Below are 18,027 nucleotides of genomic sequence, written 5' to 3' on the forward strand. Positions count from 1 at the left end.
TTAGTTACGCCGATTCCCCATCGTCAGGCTTCGGTTTAGGCTTCATCGTTGGCCGAAACGCAGGCTTCGGTTTGGCAGGCTCAGCAATAGGCTCGTCGTCTTTTTTAATAATCTCTCCTGTTGAAGCTACCGGGCTATCTGTATCTGATGCTAATTCGTCAGCCTTAGGGGTTGGTGCAGTTGGTTTCATTGTTGGGCGAAACGCAGGCGGTTTAGCCGCTGGTACAACCGGTGTTGTTGATTCCGAAGACTCGCTTACTGGACCCTCCACTGGTTTTACGGGTTTCATCGTCGGTCGAAAGCCTGTTACCTTAGGAAGAGATGCTTCAGGAGCGATTGGTATATCTGATTCCTCTGGTTTCGCCACGGCTGGCTTCATCGTTGGCCGGAAAGCAGGTTTAGCTTTAGGCAGCTCTGAAGTCGATGCTACCTCCTCTGGTTTAACAATTGCCTCCTCCAGCTTTACTACCTCATCTGGCTCACTTGACTGCTCCGCTAATTTTGTCGGCTTCATCGTTGGCCGAAACGCAGGTTTAGGTGCAGACTCCTCAGAGAGGGCTGGCAAATCTTCCTTCGATTCTTCTGGCTTTGACACCGCTGGTTTCATCGTAGGTCGGAAAGCGGGCTTAGCTTTAGGTGGTTCGGAAGACGATAGTTCTTCACCTAATTCTTTCTCCTTCACAGGAGGTTTCATTGATGGGCGGAATGCAGGTTTGGGCACTATTGACTTTTCAGACGTTACCGACTTTTCAGCTTGTAGCCCATCGGCAGACACGTCTGTAACATGGATTATGGGTTTCTGAGTCGGTTTAAAAACTGGGTGCTTGGTGGTTTCTATAGCTCCTTGGGCTATCTGTTGCATTTCCTGCGGAGTGGCATCCGTTAGTGGATGTTCAATAGCTGGGTCTTCAGAGTTCGCAGGTTCTACTGGCTCAATTTTGGCAACAGGCTTTGCCGTTGGCCGGAATACAGGCCGGGCTGGACTAGGTTTGGGTGTAACTGGCTGATCGTCCGCATTGGAAGTCTGAGTTGTCGAGGCTGCCTTTGCTGCTAACTGAGCCGCTTTAGCGGCTTCTTTCTCAAACAGGAATTGCTCATACAACGACCGTTTTTCATTGGCTTCTTCCTCGCTCAGGTTCGAAAAATTATAGGTCAGTTTGCCTAACTCAAACTCACTATAATCAAATTTTTTATCCATCGTCAGGCATTCGGTAGGGCATACTACCGTACAAAGGCCGCAATAGCAGCACTTGGCCATGTCGATGTCAAACTTGGCAGCATACAATCGAATGGGCGAGCCATCCGATGCTCGACCGACTTCTTCAGTCGCTTTTATAGCGTCAATTGTAATGCAGTCAACCGGGCACACTTTGGCGCATTTATCGCAAACGATACAATCGTCGATCTCATTACGAAGTCGATAACGACCATTGTCAGGAATAGGCAATTGTTCGTGCGGGTACTGAAGCGTGACTAAGCCATTCTGAAGGTCAAAATAGTTATCACTCGCAATACCCTCGGGAGTCCGTCGATGGGTAGCATTTCGAAGATGCCTCAACGTGAGACTTAATCCCTTGAGCGTTGTTCGTATACCCGATTGTATGTCCTTGAAGTATGGCATTTTTAACGAGTGAAAGAATGAAAGAGCGAAAGAGCGAATTTTCGGCGTAAACCTTCTCACTCTTTCGCTCTTTCATTCTTTCGCTAAATTTCTGGAAACCGCTCTGGGTCGGATTCACTCATGAGTTGATAGACCGTTTCGATTACATCGTCAACATTTGGTTTTGAGAAATAATCTCCATCGGAGCCATATGGAGGCCGATGCGGCTTTGCCGATAAAGTACGCGGAGCCGAATCTAAGTAGCGATAGGCGTTCTGACCTTCAATAACTTGTTGCATCATATAAGCAGATGCTCCACCCGGAACATCTTCATCTGCAAAAAGAACACGGCTCGTTTTTTTAATGGATTCAACAATACCGTGATGTACGTCGAATGGCAAGAGCGTTTGCACGTCAATAACCTCAACACTAACACCCATCTGTGCCAGTTGATTGGCAGCTTCCAGGACAATTCGGCACATTGACCCATAGGTAACCACCGTTACGTCAGAACCAGAACGAAGTACGTCCGGAACACCCAGTGGCACACAAAATTCGGCCAGATTACTGGGTAACAATTCTTTGAGCCGGTATCCATTTAAGGATTCAATGAGCAGAGCTGGGTCATCGCCTTTGATAAGCGTATTATAAAAACCAGCCGCCTGTGTCATATTGCGTGGCACCAGAACGTGTAAGCCGCGCAAGCTGCCCAGCATCGCCCCCATCGGCGAACCCGAATGCCAGATACCTTCTAATCGATGGCCACGCGTTCGGATAATAAGCGGGGCTTTTTGTCCACCTTTGGTTCGATATAGTAGTGTCGCTAAATCGTCGGTCAGCGTGGCTAGCGTATAATAGACGTAATCGAAATACTGAATTTCGACAATTGGGCGTAGACCACGCATAGCCAAACCTATGCCCTGACCAATAATGGTTGTTTCCCGAATACCCGTATCCGTGATGCGTATCTCGCCAAATTTCTCCTGTAAACCAGCAAAACCTTGGTTTACGTCACCAATTTTCCCAACATCTTCGCCCAAAGCTACTACGCGCGCATCACGGGAAAACAAGTTATCAAAATACTTTTGGAGAATCTGGTAGCCGTCCAGATGTAGGCTATCGTCAGAAAATGTTGCTGGTACCGCTTCTACCCGCATGGGCGAATCGGGCGACTCGCTGTATAAATGAGAGCTAAACCGGTCATTATTTTCGGCATTCGTACGATCCAACCAAGCTTTTAAGCGTTGATTAGCACTACTTGAGTCGGTTCGTAGCAGGCGGAGAGCTTTCCGTATAGCCGCCACAGCATCCCTACGAATTGGCGTAAACGTTTTCCTTAACTCTTCCCGAATCGCCATCAATTCAGCTGATTTTGGATTATGCCGAGCCGCTTGTTGAAGCAGGTCAAGCGCTTCGTCAAAATCAGCCTTCATCGAACCCTGAAATGCATTCCAGGCTTCAATTCGAGCTTGTTTAGTGGCTTGTTTAGCCTCCGCTTCGATTGCTTCCAGTTCTTCATGAGAAGCGTATCCATTCTCCAGAATCCACTCCCGGAATACTCGATTACAGTCGTATTCAGTCTCCCAATCCAGCCGTTCTTTTGATTTGTAACGTTCATGCGAACCCGATGTCGAATGGCCTTGCGGTTGAGTAAGCTCTTGTACATGAACCAGCACGGGAACATGTTCTTCACGACAAATATGAGCAGCCTGCTGGTAGGTCTCGAACAAGCCAACGTAATCCCAACCTTTTACAGTGAAAATTTCCAGGCCTTTGTCATTACTATCCCGCTGAAAACCAGCCAGTGCTTTTGAGATACTACCTTTAATAGTCTGGTATTCAACGGGCACAGAAATTCCATAGCCATCATCCCAGACCGACATAAGCAAAGGTACCTGTAATACCCCAGCTGCGTTCATAGTCTCCCAAAACATGCCCTGTGATGTAGACGCGTCGCCAATCGTTGCAAAAACGATTTCATTTCCGTTGTGCGAAAAATTCGTCAGATCACTCAGACCAGGATTATTACGGAATAGTTTAGACGCATACGCCAATCCCAGCGAACGAGGAATTTGGCCAGCTGTAGGCGCAATATCACAGACAGAATTATAAAGTTCGGTTTGGTTCCGCCAAAGCCCTTGCTCATCGAGCCAGCGGGTAGCGAAGTGACCATTCATAGAACGACCGGCCGTATTAGGTTCTGCCTCCAGATCTGTGTGGGCATAGAGCTGGGCAAAAAACTCTGTCCAGCGCAATTCACCCAGAGCCGCGACAAATGTCTGATCCCGGTAATAACCTGACCTGAAATCCCCTCGGTTAAATGCACGAGCGGCCGCTAACTGAGCAAGTTCTTTTCCATCACCAAAAATGCCGAACTTGGCCCGGCCCCCCATAACATCACGTCGACCTAACAGACTAGCCTGACGACTTTCATACGCCAACCGGTAGTCCGATAGGATTTTTTCACGACTTAAAATATCAGTCGAGCGGAGTTGTTCGTTTGCTATCACAACAGAGCTACGGATTGAAATCGTCTAACAATCTATTAATCGATGAAGTGGCTGGCACCGAATATCTCGATTACCAAACGAAAGTAAAAGTAAGGTAAAACAAGACAGCTTTCAAAAAAACGATTTTTTGAGTTTCTTTGTTAACCGAACAACAACCTGCAAGAATTGGCAAAGTGTTTGCTATGATTGGGGTTTGTAAGGGATAAGCATCTTAACAACCAAATCATAATTCCGTTTAGTCCAATGAAAAAGATTTTTTCACTTTTCGTAGCTTTATTTGTATTTGTTGCAGTTGGCTACGCCCAGAAAGGAGTTCTGAAATTTGCGAAAGAAACGCACGATTTTGGCAAAGTTGAGCAGGGCAAACCAGTAACGTATGTATTCGAGTTCAAGAATACGGGTACCGATCCGGTTGTTATCAACGATGCACAGGCATCTTGCGGTTGCACGAAGCCAAGCTGGACTCGTGAGCCTGTTTTACCTGGCAAAACAGGTACTGTATCGGCTACATTTAACGCTGCTGCTGCTGGTCCGTTCAACAAATCCGTAACGGTAACGAGCAACGCTGAAGCTGGACAAACGGTTCTGTACCTGAAAGGTGAAGTAGTATCAGCTGCTGCTGCCGCTGAAACAGCCGCTGCACCCGCTGCCGCTCCTGCAGTTAAAGACAAGAAAAAAGGTACAAAAACTTCACGCTAATCTACTGAAGGGTTAATAGTGTGGTCAAGAAAGGCATCTGGTAGTTTACCGGATGCCTTTTTTTGTGCCTTATAATCCATTATCCGCTCCGGCAACCGACTGACAAATCGGGTATCCGTTCCTCCTATATTGATTTTTTAAACGCTGATATTCAACTACATTTGGTTCGTCTTCTGATTATAACAGTTTATGACTCCGCCCCAACGCCAGTAAAGCTGGCTGTATCTGTCCTCTCTTCGTATTAATCTTAATCTAGTTCACCAACAGCCGTTCTGTTGGAACGGCTCATTTTCATTTACACCATGTTTTTCATTATTCTTGGTATTCTGGCGTTAATCGCCGGATTTGCCATTAATACCCCTGCGCTGACTTTTTCGCGCTTTTCCAGGCCTGCTAAGGTAGTTGGGCTTATTCTAGTTGTTCTTGGCGCGCTCACTGCCAGTGTTCGGCAAATTGATGCTGGACAAGTAGGTGTAATTTCCTTATTTGGTAACGTTAGTGACCGTACTCTAAATTCTGGATTGAATTTCGTTAATCCACTGGCAAATGTGACCGAATTCAACTTACAGACCCAGAATTACACAATGTCGGCCTCACATGACGAGGGCCAGAAGCAAGGTGATGATGCAATCCGTGTCCTCACTGCCGATGGGCTGGAAGTTGTTATCGATCTAACTGTGTTGTATCGGGTTGTAGCAACTGATGCTCCTAGAATTTACCGCGAAATTGGCGAAGATTATACCGATAAAGTTGTTCGTCCTATTACCCGCACTCGTATTCGTGACAATGCCGTTTACTATGACGCAGTTGCTTTATACTCGACGCGTCGTGACGAGTTTCAAACGCGCATCTATAAAACGATTGAAGCCGACTTTCAGAAGCGGGGATTGTTGCTGGAGCAATTGTTGATTCGGAATATTGACCTGCCTGCTTCTGTTAAAAAGTCCATTGAATCAAAAATTAATGCCGAGCAGGATGCACAAAAAATGCAGTTTGTTTTGCAAAAAGAGCGTCAGGAAGCAGAACGCAAGCGTGTTGAAGCGCAGGGTATTGCTGATTACCAAAAGATTATATCTACTGGTCTAAGCGATAAACAATTACAGTACGAACAGATCAAAGCGCAACGAGAACTAGCGGCATCCCCAAATGCTAAAATTGTGATTATGGGTGGGCGCGGAAACATACCTTTGATTTTGAACGATAAATAACAAAGGCGATTTCATATCATGCTCAAGCCCTGTTTGCCAGCCTAAATTGACTGGTAAACAGGGCTTGAGCATGATATCTTAAATTATGGTTTGGGGGTCGTTAAAGCCGTTAACCATGCTTTACAGGCGTCTGGCCATGTATTAAGTGATCCAAATTTGGCAGTACGCATGCCAAAACCATGCCCACCAGTAGGATACAAATGCATTTCAACGGGAACTGCATTTTTTAGACAAGCTAAGTAAAAACCTATACTATTTTCCACTGGAACGGCTTTATCATCTTCGGCATGTACAAGAAATGTAGGGGGCGTTTGGGCCGTTACCTGTAATTCGTTGGAATAGTAAGTTACCATTTCTGGAGATGCATTCAATTTTCCCAACAATTTATCGCGCGAACCAGTATGAGCTTTCTCGCCAAAGGTGACTACTGGATACAGTAAAATCGCAAAATTTGGTTTGGCCAAATCGCTGGCTTTTGCTCCACGATTGTAATGTGTGGCAAGAGTCGATGCCAAATGTCCTCCAGCCGAGAAACCCATCACGCCTATTTTAGCTGGATCAATCCCATAGCGAGCTGCATTTTGACGAATAAGGGTCATTCCCTGCATAGCATCCATTAGCGGAACTTCCTGCTGGTTAGTCATAATTTCAGGATTTGGCAGACGATACTTTAGTACGAAAGCAGCTACCCCCATTTCATTGAACCAACGAGCGATATCAGATCCTTCATGACTTGCTGCCAAAATTCCATATCCCCCACCAGGGCAAATCATGACAGCAGCACCTGTCATTTTCTCCTTCTGAGGTATGTAAGCCGTTATAGTTGGAACAGATACATTGCTAATTCGAAGAATACCGTTGGCATCAGTTTCTGATTTTTCAGTAATCTTAGCTCCGGGAATTGAGTTAGGAATGGCCTCATCTGGCCAGAGTTTAGTTACTTCCTGCGATAAGGCTAGTTGAGGTAATAGAGTACCAAGGATCATACTAAAAAAGAAGTGACGCATAAAAATAATAGCGATAGAGCTAGTGATCGAGTTAATAACCGAAAAAGCCGACCTATTGGTCGGCTCTACTCATATTTCAACCTCGCTATCGGAGTCTGATGTCGTGTCATTCGAGCCCCCATGCAGCACATCTATTAGTTCTTTAACACGATAAACCGTTGTATTGTAGCGATTCCCAAGAATGATGATAACATATTCATCTTTAGGACTAAACCAAAACATCGAATTATATCCCTTCCACCAACCTGAATGATAAATATATTCGGGTTGGTTTGTGTCATTTAACATCATGCGAAACCCATAACCATAATTTTTGGCGCCTTTTCGTTCGAAGCTACGCGGAATAAATGCTTCAGCCAGCATTTTTTTCGGCAACAGACAATCACCATTCAATGCACGATACCATCGAAATAGATCGCCTGTAGTGGAATAGATACCCTTATCGCCAACGACATCGTCGTAATAGTCTTTCGGAATCCGGCGATTCCATTGATAGCCCGCTGTCTTATGATGGTTGATTGAGTCATTTTTAGTCGTTGCCACAAATGTCTGATGCATTCCTAACGGCTCGAAAATAGCCTTATGAATAAAAGTCTCATAGCTCTGTCCAGTCGCTTTCTCAATGATGGAGGCCAATACCATATAATTGGTATTGCTATAACTGAAACTACGTCCGGGAATATTGTAGGCTTTTGGGGTTGGCTTTACAGTCGCAAACCAATGCATAATAGTGGCATTGGAAGGATATGGTTTTTCTTTTTTATAGAAATTCACCTTCATACTATCGTCGAAGGCATATTGGTAATTAGGCAATCCACTACGATGGCTTAATAATTCACGAATAGTGATGCCATGATAAGGGAAATCAGGATAAAATTTCTGAATAGTATCCTCAAATTGCAGTTTCCCAGCTTCAATCAATTTTAAAGTACCAACTGCCGTAAATGTCTTCGAGAGCGACGCCAATTGGAACTTAGAATCGTCAACTAATGTATCGCGCTGATTGCGTTCAAAATGCCCCAGTCCAAAGCAATGTTTATACAGAATGATTCCCTTCTGAGCTACTAACACATTGCCATTTAGTCCTCCCCGAACTTTCTGCTGAAATATCTCATCAATTTGTTGCGCTTTCTTATCCGCGTTGATTTGCTGCCGAATGGCCATTTCTTCGTTTGATGTGAATACCTGTCCATCAGCACAACTACGCATTTCCTTCGCTGATCGGTTAAGATTTTTCTGGGAATCTTGTCCACATGAAATCCCGATTCCGATTACAATAAAAATACTTAACCAACTCCACATTTTATTCGTCCACACCATCCTCACACACATTTTTCATAGTTATTATATCGACCAAGTTACAGGAAAAGTAGGATTTACCGCAGGTATTGGCCCTTGTTTTCTGTTAAAATCGCATGAAAGTTTGTTAATGGTCTCAACTGCAACAGCTTACTTAATATCCTCTGCGAGGTGAAATAGTTACCGTACGCTTACTCTTTAACAGGCCCGTCTTACGCAAACTAACATAACCGCCCACGCTGTTAGGCAGTAATTCACCCGCATCCACCGCAATTGAACCATTCAAAACCGTACCCCCCAGTAGATTTAGAGGTACAGAAGCTGTAAGAAGACCTGAAAACTGCACTGGGATAGAGAGATAAGGTATTTGATAAGTGCCTGCATTTTTGCTATATGACAGGCGGGCTATTATATCCACTTTATTGAAAGCTAAAGCGCTAAGGCCAAGATGAAACACACTAACTCGGTTGTTTGCAATTCCATATCGGGGCGGTAGCGATGCACTTACTTCTTGTTGAGGAGTCAGAAAGGGTGTTCCTATAGTATGACCAAAATAGGTCCACCCATCTAGATATTGACTATGATTAAAATAATCGTCCCGGCCTCTACGCTTTGGATCATCAATAATAAATACATCTCCTCCCTGACTACCTGTAAATAGATACTCAATTGTAACTTGTCGTAAAAAAAAGCCTGTCTCAGTTGGTTTCCGACGATTCTTGATACGTAGTCCATTTAATCCATCTTGAAGATTCGTTCCATAAAATAAGGATCCATCATCATAGGGGAATTGTCTATATATAAAAATATTCCAATTAGTTATGTCTATATCAGTAGCCAGGTCGAGAGACCCTAAATGATTCCCGATACGATTATCTTCGAACGAAGTCAAATTTTTATCATTCACATAGTCAGCTCCACGTGTCCCTAACACTACTGCTGGATAGTAGCGAATCGCTGATGGAAGTTGTCCATTAACGGCCACAGTGGAATCCAAGGAACTTGAATGTCCGGCCCAGATAACCTCATGATTGAAGCCTCCGTATAATCTGAATCGCCATGATGGCTTTCCTATTCGACCATAAATATATGATTGATGCAAATAAGAGCCAGTTACCAATCGATCCGAATTTTCAAACCAACCGTGTGCAAATCCCCCCATAACAGCAACTACGCCTTTCGTAAAAGGAATAGCTGTATAAGCAGGCAGACCAATCTGAATTTTAGGTATAGGAAGCGCATTGCCCGACCAAGCATAGGCACCTGTTGTTAAAAGTGTATCGACTAATCCAATAATTTCTTTTCGGCGCCCAATATATAGTTCAAAAGCGCCTAAACGGCCTTTTATATAGGATTCTGAGAGCAAAAACTGATTGGTCGCTCCTATATTAGCGACGACATTTAAACCATAGCCCCAGTCGGTTTTTGGTTTATATCCAATACTATCAATAGGCTGATAATCTAGGTGAAGCCCAGCGTTTAGTCGTAAAGCCGGATTTTTAAGAGGAACCGTTCCATATTGATTAGCTCTTAACCAGAAGGGCGTTGAGCTTGATGAAGCTAATCCTCCTACCTCTAATTGATATTGATTAACTCGCTGCGCATACAGTAATGTACAACTGGCAATGGTAATTAATCCATACCAAATCCATAAACACAAAAATCTCATAGAAGCTAGCCCGGCTATGCCATTAGTTAGGTGATGACAATCACTTACCACGGCCTTGGGCCATTACCCGAAGCGTTTGGGCAATGATCCACATATCAAATAGAAACGACCGTCTTTTGGGGTAAAGAAGGTCATAGTGGAGCCTTTGTACCATCTCATCAATATTGGCGGCATAACCATACTTAATTTGACCGATAGAGGTGATACCAGGTTTTACTTTTAACAAAGAATGGTACTCTGGCGCAATTTCAACTATTTGGTCAATAAAGTACTGACGTTCTGGTCTAGGTCCTACTACAGACATATCTCCAATAAGTACATTATAGAACTGGGGAATTTCATCAAGTCGAGTTTTACGCATAAACCGTCCCCATGGCGTAATCCGGTCATCAAGCAGTCCACCCGATAAAACTGGCCCTGATTTTTCCGCATCTACATACATGCTACGGAACTTATAAATCTTAAATGGTTTTCCTCCCTGCCCAATACGTTCCTGCGCATAAACTATTGGGCCAGAAGATGTGAACCGTGTTATAAGAGCCATAACAAGAAACAAGGGCATACCTAAACCCAAAGCCATCAACGAAAAGATAACATCAAATGATCTCTTAAATACGCTTACTCGTAAATCGGAAAGTAAGTTTGGAGATAGATTCAAAACGGGTAATACATCATGGTATTCAACTGATGTGCTCCGAGCTAAAAATCCTCTAAAATCTACTAAGATTTTTACCTGATAATCATATATTTCAGCATTATCAGCAATAGATTTTAAACGTTCATTATCCATATAGGGCATACAGCAATAAACACAGTCAATGCTATGAGTATGAGTATATTCTAGTAGGGTCTCATATCCTCCCTGGAGGAATCCGCTGTTCTCTGAGGTCAGTTCGTCAAAATAGCCACAAAAGTGAAAGCCCATTTCTGGATGCGCATCATAAAACCCTCGAATTGTATTGGCTAACTTTCCGTAACCAACAATAATATAGCGTCGATTGTTATAACCTCTTGCTCTATATTCTTTAAGAAACAATACACCACCAATTCGGAATCCTACTCCAAGGGTTAGAAATAGTATATACGTAACCAGAAGTTGTTCTCGCGAGTAATAGTAGCCCTGGATAGCTACCCAACATACAGCAATAATAGATACATGAATGAATGTCAATAGCAGCAACTGTCTTACTAAATGACCAGACTTGAATAATTGTCGAGGATATATATAAGGTTTTAGTAGTAGTATTTCTATTAACCAGATTATATTAAAAAGCCACCAAAGTGACGCATATGGAGCTTCTGCAACCGCTTCGAGCGTCTGAAATTTCATCCAGTATGCGCCGACAAAAGCAGTATTAAGGCTCAGGAAATCAATGATTACATGGAGCGGAAAAAATAGTATGGAATAGCGATGCCTCATACCCTTCAGGTTTACTCATCAAAGCCAGGCAAAATTATTTATTGTTCAGCTAGGTACGCTAAAATAATAAATCAAACTGATGAGTTAATACGAATATTATCCTATGGTTCAAAAACCGAACCGCAAATTAGTGACAATTATAGTATTAAAAAAATCCAATATATCAATAGCTAGTTTGGCCAAGCGATCTAGCTAGTTTGTATGCCATAGCTTCCGTATACTAATAAAGGTCCCAACACTATTCTGGTAAAGTGTACCTGCATCGATTGCAACGTTCGCTGTGAGTTGAATACCGCCTAAAATTTCCAAAGGAGCTATCACGGAAGCATAAGCCGAAAACTGATTACGAATAGGCTGGTATGGATTATCATAGGTGCCTAGATTTCGGCTGAATGATAATTTGACTTGGTAATTAAGTGGGCCTGATAATTCTCGCCAATGAATTGGCAAACTCCCTGCAATACCGGTATGAAATACATACACTCGATTATTAGCGGTAAAAGTGCCGTATGGGTACTGATCCTGAGGCCCTAGAGCAGGAGCAATAAAGGGTGTACCAATTGTATGATTTCGGTAAGCCCAACCGTCACGATACTGTTGATGATTAAAATAATCGTCCTTACCCCGGCGATTTGGGTCATCAAATATAAATGCTGGACCGCCTTGGCTGGTGGTATTTAGAAACTCAAACAGAATATCACGAACAATTGCCTTCGAATCATTTCGTCGCAGGCGTACTCCATTCAAACCATCTGCAATATTAAGTAAATAAAATAATGAGCCATCTTCGTATATATTTTGCCTATATATATATAATGTATGGCGCACTAAATCGATTTCAGCCGCCATATCAACTGAGCCAAGATGATTACCAACACGATTCGTCAAGTCAAAAAAGGTATATTGATTAGTATCTGTGCGACCAGAATTAAGAGTTGTAAACACATAAAAATAGTTTAACAGCCCATTCGGCAATTTTCCTCCAACAGGAATTATACCCGGGATACCTGTTGGATCAGTGGCCTGTCCTCCCCAAACAGCCTGATGATTTATGCCCCCATATACGCGAACCACATCCCGCTCGCGTCCCAATCGCACATAAAACGATTTCTGATGTAGCATTGTATTTTGAATATAGCCAGATGCATTAAGGTAGCCATGAGCAAGTGTGCCTTGAACAGCTACCCACCCTTTTGTAAAACCAATAGGCGTAAAAACTGGGATTGAAATCTGAATTTTGGGAATTGGCATTGCATTTCCCGACCAGGCATATGAACCTGTTGACAATGTAGAATCAGCCAGCCCAAACTTTTCTCTTTTTCGTCCTATATATACTTCAAAAATACCCCGACGAACTTTTATAAAGGCTTCTGGCAGCAACACATTTCTTTCGTAGGATAACAGGTTCTGGCTTGTATTAACAACAACATTCAAACCATATCCAAAGTCGTATTTAGAGTTACGCCAACGCCCAGTACTATGCCGACTGGTGTCATAGTCACTATATAAACCAGCCCGAAATGTAGATAAGGGTCCACGATTAGGAACAATCCCATATTGATTGGCCCTTAACCAAAATGGAGTTTCTGTCGAAGAAGTAAGGTAAGTGCCTATCTCGGCTGAGTATTGAGTGGGCTTACGGATAGGTTGAGCCGATAAATAAAGAGAGGTACTTATAAAAAAAAATAATACGACTAATAAACCAGACTTTGAGCAAGTATGCATTGAGTGTCGGGGAAGCGTGAATAACGGAGGCACAATATTAATGCCACAAGATTATCTTTTATTACATATTCCTTTACTTTCTGAGATTATGACAAACTCTGTCAAGCAAATAAATAAAAAAAGAGGCCAGCTAAATAAGCTAGACCTCTTTTTTACACATTGTTAAAAAAATAGTTACTTTTTTATAAGGCGACTAACTGCTTTCTGATTATTCGATTCAACAATTGGAATATACACTCCAGCATTTAAGCTCCTAGGTGCCCATTCTATTTTATGAGGGCCTGCCGACTGGTTTTCATTGTTTACTAGTTCCCCTACGATTTTCCCCTGTGCGTCGGTTACCCATAAATTTACTTTACCACCAGTGGGTAAGTAGTAGTCAATTATGGTCGATTGTTCAAAAGGATTAGGATATGCTTTCAATTGTAATGAAACTTCATTGCCAATGCTTACCGGCTTAATATCTGCAGTAAATGTACTTCCTGCCTTGGCTTCAAAACCGGGAGATAAAACCACAGAACGTCCTGCTTTATATTCGACAGTAGTTGATCTACCTACAGTATTTATTGCCTCTATCGTTTCAACAGCTTGTTCAAGATACTGCCCAGCCTTTTCGTAGCTTATCAGGATACGAAGGTGTTGTTGAGGAGTTTGCGCCCAACTGGTTAATGCTAAACAGCAACCCATAAATAGTAGTAAAAGTCGCATATTATTTACGGGTTTTAGGTTGAAGTCTATTAACTCGTTTCTCCAGTTGAACACTTTTCTGCTTTAGCGCTTCGTTTTGCTTCTTTAATTCAATTACATAAAGTGTCAGTTCTTCTACTTTCTCGAGTAATTTCGCCTGCATTTTTCCGACGTCTACTCCTTCCTTAACTACCTCTTCGGCCGAAGGTACACCTGGTAGATGCTTTTCTTGGTTAATATACGTTTCAACTTCTTGTAAATTACGCAACCGGTAACCCTTATCAAATACTCGGTCCGACCAATCGTTGGTGCTTTTTACTGCTACTTTCACTTTTTCCGTCAGTACACCGTCTGCCACATACAAGCGATAACCAATTGGTGTTTTATCTACACCTGGACCAATAATTACGCCACCGGTGTTTGTGTTTTGAAGATTATCTCCACTAACTTGCCAAAGAACGTCTGACTCATTTGCGGCAGTTCTCAAGTTAGGTGATCCAGATTGTGCCAAAACAACATCACCTGATGAATTAACCGTTAAAAATTTATTGGTCGTATAAGTTGTACTAACTGCACTTGTTAGATTAGTAAAACGTAGGCCAGAGTTACCAGTAGTTCCCTGGGTGATTTCGAGCTTGTTTTTGGGATTAGTATTGCCAATACCAATACTTACTGAATTAACACCTGTCCCCCCTAGCACAATAGAATTACTTTGAGTAACTATGGCATTAGCTCCGATAGCGGCTGCATTGTTAACTACAGTCGCAGCGGCATTAACTCCTGCTCCATATCCAATGAAAACATTGTTAGTACCCGAAGTATTACCGGTATAGCCTGCATTCTGACCCAAATAAGTATTTTGGCCACCGCTAATATTACTATAGCCTGCGCCACCGCCTAAAAATGTATTGCTATTACCTGTAGTAGTATTTTGGCCGGCTCGAACTCCAACAAAGGCATTAGCAGCACCTGTAGTAGTATAGTAACCTGCAAAGGCGCCAATAAATGCATTACCCGTGCCTGAGGTATTATATGTACCTGCAGCATGGCCAATGAAAGCATTATCTGAACCAGTAGTGTTAGTATAACCCGAATAGGTGCCAATAAAAGCATTATCCGAACCAGTAGTATTTGCTATACCCGCGTTACTACCGATAAAGGAATTATTAGCTCCTGTAGTATTAGCTTGGCCCGCAGCATAACCGATGAAGGCATTGGCATAGCCTGTAGTATTAGTTTGGCCTGCAGCATAACCAATGAAGGCATTAGCATAACCTACAGTGTTGGCCGATCCTGTTTGGTACCCAATAAAGGCGTTATAATTGCCTGTTGTATTATTCTGCCCTGTCTTTAAACCAATAAATATATTCCCATTACCACTACTATTATTAGCTCCCGCCAAGGATCCTATAAACACATTTTCCTTCCCTGATGTATTAGAAGAGCCAGCATCAGACCCGATGAATGTATTATCATTTCCAGTAGTATTATTATATCCAGCACCTGTACCCAAAAACGCGTTATTAGCACCCGTATTATTAAAATAGCCCGCTTTACTGCCAAAAAATGCATTATTGTAGCCACTACTATTAGTATAACCAGCTGTCAAGCCCGAGAATGTATTGTTATTTCCAATGGTATTGCTAAATCCCGAACTAAATCCCATAAATGTGTTACCTTGACCAGAGGTATTCTGATTACCTGACGAAGCTCCCAAAAATGAGTTCTGAGTACCAGCCATATTTTGAATACCAGAACCCCGGCCAATGAATAGATTACTCGCTCCACTCATACTCAAATTACCAGCACCCACTCCTACTAATGTATTATCTGAACCAGGCGTAGCTGAAGATGGGGTGGTAGCTACATAGTTAGTTTGGGAATATCCTTTTATCACCATCAGGGACAATGATAGAATAAGCCATAGTAGTTGTTTTTTCATTGTTTTTGCAAAAGTTAGTAATTCAGAAAAGTTTTTAAAATAAAGCAATAATTATACCATTCTCAGAAGAGAAATTCTCGCCCTAAACCAATATATATACTTAATATATATCTATTTAGCCAATGGAGCACACGAATACTCTGATATAATTACAATTTTACCACTACATAATACCAAAAGCAACAAATAAAATTTAATTCTACTAAATTAGACTTTTTGTGCTGATTATAAATTAGCTGTTAACTGAAGATTGGCTTTAAATAGGAAAAATTGATGACCCAATAATACCAAATTTATCTATTTATTGAACTTACTGAGCATCTGCCGGCAAGAATCATAGACCAGCCTCCTCCCTCAATGAGTAACCATTGAATGCTGGAATCGAACTCCTGATTGATAAACACTATCGAGACACCGGAGCGTTTATAGCGCAACCTACACTCACCCAAAGCCCTCTAAACTTGTTGAATAGTATCAAATACCTGCAAGTTCAAACATTCCATTTAGATGATACCGTTTAGTCGTTCTACCAACCTATTTTGCATGGGTTGGTAGAACGAGTGTACCGAATTTCGATGCCATGTTTGAAACCAAATTTGGTCATAGCAACGCTGATCATTTCCAGTCCATTATCCAATGACCAGCCTTGATTGACATGACTGGCAGCCAATGTGTTAGAATTGTATCGCTTGATGACTTTCGTTTGATCACTGTGCGCCGATTTAAGCCTAGTTCTTTGTAGATTCAGTACACCCATTTGTGATTCCAAGGATGGTTGACCAGACGTAAATGGCCAAACAATAGGTAAAATCTACAACTTAACTTCCTCATTTACAATATTTTAAATCACTCTATATTTGTTTTGTTCTCATCCGCCCACTTTAGCTTGGCATAAACTGTCGCTCGTCGTTGCCTACCACAAACAGCCTCGCCGGAACGAGGCTTATAATTATGTTGAGACAGCAGGCACCAACTCAATAGCTTGTCAAGCTTTAGGAACTTACAGGCTTCATGAAGAAGATTGCAGTCCAAGATTTTGTCAGTCAATATTTTTTTTGAGTCGCCTGTTCTCTGCTTCCAGTTCCTTCGTTCGCTTTAGCTCTTTGGTATTCATACTACCATGCTTATTGAGTCAAAAGGTAGCTGAATACATGTTATGCTGTCGACAAACATTCTCTAAAGACTGTCCTTAGCTAAGTAAGGGCTAATATCTCAACAATTTTGATTTTGCCAAACTAGCTTTATTTTGATAGCACATTGATTCGGCGAAAAATACATATTTTCTAATCACTAATGAGTACACTGTTGGGTAGGAGGGTAATTTTAGAAAAAAAAGTCAATTCCAAAATGAACGATGCATACTCAAAAACTTATTGATCCAATTGGGGAAATAAGTATATAGCCATCCAGCCCTATAACCCATATATTTCGCTATTGTTCGTATATATTGCATAGGTATTTGCCCTCCTGCGCCCATATTAATTAAATACTTACTTTCTTCTAGAACATAACGCAAACCTTCTGTTTCTGCTTTTTTAAAAGGCTGTAAGATTAACTGCTGTTGTCGATGAAAAACGCCAATATCAAAATAACGACGAAACTCTTCGCTAAGCGAATAATTATGAGAATGGAGTACCTGTGCTTCTGCGGAATAAGCCAGCGTATATCCTTGCAAAATAAACTGAGCGGCTACAGATACATCTTCACCTAAAATCGTATTGCTTGGAAATCCTCCAATTTCTTTTAACAATGACTTCCGATAAACTGAAAATGAGTTAGAGCATGAGCAGGTTTTAATACCTAGTTGTTCTATCATCGCTTTATTTTTAAGTAAACTTTGCGATGGGTAATTAGCATATCTCGCAAATCGTCCAAATATATCTGTATCAGGATAAGGCAATTGTCTTCCATATGCCATAGCCACATTATCATTTTGATAAAGGCTATCAATCAAGTTTTCTAAAGTATTATCAGATGTAGGTAGTGCATCTTGGGTCAAAAAAACTATTGTTTCATACTTTGATAATTCAATCCCTATATTGCGTGTTGCACCATGATTGAAGCTAGTTTTAGAGATTGAAACAAATGGTATATCCACCAGAGAAAGAACTAGTCTGGTATTATCTGTTGATTCAGAATCAAGAATAATCAATTCATGTTCGACAGTTTGCCTACGTAATGCCAAAATTAATTCTGGCAAATAAAGAGCGGCATTATATGTTGGAATAACAACTGATATCATTGGTAAATTAATTGGCAAT

Annotated in this window: 12 protein-coding genes; 2 read left to right on the forward strand and 10 right to left on the reverse strand. The window is 41.9% G+C overall.

Features of this window, described 5'->3' with window-relative positions; genetic code table 11:
* Positions 1 to 4: 4 nt before the first annotated feature.
* Both GO755_RS05855 and GO755_RS05860 read right to left on the reverse strand, forming a co-directional pair.
* Positions 5 to 1,621 carry a 4Fe-4S dicluster domain-containing protein gene (locus tag GO755_RS05855; RefSeq protein ID WP_157583796.1) on the reverse strand — a complete coding sequence of 539 codons (1,617 nt, stop codon included), beginning with the start codon at positions 1,619 to 1,621 and terminating at the stop codon, positions 5 to 7.
* 83 nt (positions 1,622 to 1,704) lie between these two features.
* Positions 1,705 to 4,110, reverse strand: a complete 2,406-nt coding sequence (locus tag GO755_RS05860; RefSeq protein ID WP_317165800.1) for an alpha-ketoacid dehydrogenase subunit alpha/beta — start codon at positions 4,108 to 4,110, stop codon at positions 1,705 to 1,707.
* Positions 4,111 to 4,353: 243 nt separating this feature from the next.
* Between GO755_RS05860 and GO755_RS05865 the strand changes: the two genes are divergently transcribed.
* Positions 4,354 to 4,809: a DUF1573 domain-containing protein gene (locus GO755_RS05865; RefSeq protein WP_157583797.1), complete on the forward strand. Its 456-nt coding sequence runs from the start codon at positions 4,354 to 4,356 to the stop codon at positions 4,807 to 4,809.
* A gap of 302 nt (positions 4,810 to 5,111) precedes the next feature.
* On the forward strand, positions 5,112 to 6,017 hold the full coding sequence (locus tag GO755_RS05870) for a prohibitin family protein (protein ID WP_157583798.1): 906 nt from the start codon (positions 5,112 to 5,114) through the stop codon (positions 6,015 to 6,017).
* Positions 6,018 to 6,100: 83 nt separating this feature from the next.
* On the opposite strand, the gene GO755_RS05875 is transcribed toward GO755_RS05870, so the two are convergent.
* The 8 genes from GO755_RS05875 to GO755_RS05910 all read right to left on the reverse strand — a co-directional run bounded on the left by GO755_RS05875 (position 6,101) and on the right by GO755_RS05910 (position 18,008).
* Positions 6,101 to 7,003, reverse strand: coding sequence for an alpha/beta hydrolase (locus GO755_RS05875; RefSeq protein ID WP_157583799.1), 903 nt, complete (start codon positions 7,001 to 7,003; stop codon positions 6,101 to 6,103).
* A 90-nt stretch (positions 7,004 to 7,093) separates the two neighbouring features.
* Complete coding sequence (locus tag GO755_RS05880) at positions 7,094 to 8,233, reverse strand: serine hydrolase domain-containing protein (RefSeq protein WP_227686871.1); 1,140 nt, start codon at positions 8,231 to 8,233, stop codon at positions 7,094 to 7,096.
* Positions 8,234 to 8,477: 244 nt separating this feature from the next.
* Positions 8,478 to 9,992 (reverse strand): capsule assembly Wzi family protein, encoded by a 1,515-nt coding sequence (locus GO755_RS05885; protein WP_157583801.1) that lies wholly within the window; start codon positions 9,990 to 9,992, stop codon positions 8,478 to 8,480.
* A 40-nt stretch (positions 9,993 to 10,032) separates the two neighbouring features.
* Positions 10,033 to 11,412 (reverse strand): sugar transferase, encoded by a 1,380-nt coding sequence (locus tag GO755_RS05890; RefSeq protein ID WP_157583802.1) that lies wholly within the window; start codon positions 11,410 to 11,412, stop codon positions 10,033 to 10,035.
* A gap of 192 nt (positions 11,413 to 11,604) precedes the next feature.
* Complete coding sequence (locus GO755_RS05895; protein WP_394351008.1) at positions 11,605 to 12,846, reverse strand: capsule assembly Wzi family protein; 1,242 nt, start codon at positions 12,844 to 12,846, stop codon at positions 11,605 to 11,607.
* A gap of 465 nt (positions 12,847 to 13,311) precedes the next feature.
* Positions 13,312 to 13,845, reverse strand: a complete 534-nt coding sequence (locus GO755_RS05900) for a T9SS type A sorting domain-containing protein (protein WP_157583803.1) — start codon at positions 13,843 to 13,845, stop codon at positions 13,312 to 13,314.
* Between the two features lies 1 nt (position 13,846).
* A complete protein-coding gene (locus GO755_RS05905) occupies positions 13,847 to 15,766 on the reverse strand; it encodes a beta strand repeat-containing protein (protein ID WP_227686872.1) in 1,920 nt (639 codons plus the stop codon).
* 1,336 nt (positions 15,767 to 17,102) lie between these two features.
* Positions 17,103 to 18,008, reverse strand: coding sequence for a glycosyltransferase family 2 protein (locus tag GO755_RS05910; RefSeq protein WP_157583804.1), 906 nt, complete (start codon positions 18,006 to 18,008; stop codon positions 17,103 to 17,105).
* Positions 18,009 to 18,027: the final 19 nt, after the last annotated feature.

Origin of the sequence: Spirosoma arboris (genome assembly GCF_009754945.1) — a bacterium.
In the GTDB taxonomy this organism is placed as follows: domain Bacteria; phylum Bacteroidota; class Bacteroidia; order Cytophagales; family Spirosomataceae; genus Spirosoma; species Spirosoma arboris.